Annotated in this window: 1 protein-coding gene; it reads left to right on the top strand. The window is 74.5% G+C overall.

Annotated elements, in window-relative coordinates; genetic code table 11:
* The coding region (locus EF918_RS35530; protein ID WP_260611006.1) for a condensation domain-containing protein at window positions 1–1,587 on the top strand (1,587 nt) is incomplete at both ends.

Here is a 1,587-nt window from a genome sequence, read left to right as displayed (position 1 = left end):
CCCCGGACTTCGCCGTCCTGTCGGCCGGCCGCGCCCCCGCCACCCCCCGTGAGGTCCTGCTCGCCGCCCTCTTCGCCGAGGTCCTCGACCTCGACTCCGTCAGCGCCGACGACAGCTTCTTCGACCTCGGCGGCCACTCGCTGCTCGCCACCCGGCTCATCAGCCGCATCCGTACCGAAGCCGGCGCCGAACTCACCGTCCGCGCCCTGTTCGAGACCCCCACGGTCGCGGCCCTCGCCGCCGCCCTGGACGGGGCGGCCACCGCCCGCCAGGCCCTCGTGCCCCAGGACCGACCAGAGGAGGTCCCGCTCTCCCACGCCCAGCGCCGGATGTGGTTCCTCAGCCACTTCGACGGCCCCAGCGGCACCTACAACCTCGGCCTGTCGCTGCGGCTGCGCGGCCGCGTAGACGCCTCGGCCCTGGAGGCGGCCCTCGCCGACCTCACCGCGCGCCACGAGGCCCTGCGCACCGTCTTCCCCGACACCGACGGCCGCCCCCGCCAGCTCGTCCTGGCCCCGGCCGACCCGGCCTCGCGCCCCCTGCTGCACCGCGCCACCGTGTCCGCGCCGGCCCTGGACGAGGAGCTCGCCCGCGCCGCGGGCGAGGGCTTCGACATCACCCGTGAGATCCCCCTGCGCGCGCACCTGCTCACCCTCGCCGAGGACGACCACGTCCTGCTGGTGGTCGTGCACCACATCGCCGGCGACGGCTGGTCCCTGGCCCCGCTGGCCCGTGACCTCGGCCAGGCCTACGCGGCCCGGCTGGACGGCCGCGCACCGGAGTTCACCCCGCTGCCGGTCCAGTACGCCGACTACACCCTGTGGCAGCGCGAGGTCCTCGGTGACGAGGACGACCCGGCGAGCGAGCTGTCCCGCCAGGTCGACCACTGGCGTGCGGCCCTGGCGGGCCTGCCCGAGGAGCTGGCGCTCCCGACGGACCGGCCCCGCCCGGCCCGGCTGAGCTACCGCGGCGAGACCCTCGCCTTCACCGTCCCGGCCGCCCTGCGCACCCGCCTGGACGCGCTGGCCCGTACCTCGGGCACGAGCCTGTTCATGGTCGTCCAGGCGGCGCTGGCGACGCTGCTGCACCGGCTCGGTGCGGGGACCGACATCCCGCTCGGCTCCCCGGTCGCCGGCCGTACCGACGAGTCCCTCGACGAGCTCGTGGGCTTCTTCGTCAACACCCTGGTGCTGCGTACGGACCTCTCGGGCGATCCCACCTTCCGGGAACTGCTGGACCGGGTCCGGGAGACGGACCTGGCGGCCTACGCCAACCAGGACGTGCCCTTCGAGCGCCTGGTCGACGCCCTCGACCCCGAGCGCTCCATGGCCCGCCACCCCCTCTTCCAGGTCTCCTTCCAGCTCCAGAACATCCCCTCCGACCAGCTCGCCCTGCCCGGCGTCGAGGTGACCCCCCAGCCGGTCCGCCTGGACACCGCCAAGTTCGACCTCTCCTTCACCCTCGCGGAGGGGGAGTCGGGGTTGGAGGGCAGTGTCGAGTACGCGGTGGATCTGTTCGACCGGGTGACGGTGGAGTCGTTGGCGGGTCGTCTGGTGGCGGTGTTGGAGGCGGTCGCGGCCGATCCGG

Source organism: Streptomyces sp. WAC06614 (assembly GCF_003949795.1).
Classification (GTDB): domain Bacteria; phylum Actinomycetota; class Actinomycetes; order Streptomycetales; family Streptomycetaceae; genus Streptomyces.
This window is presented reverse-complemented; position numbering and strand designations above follow the sequence as displayed.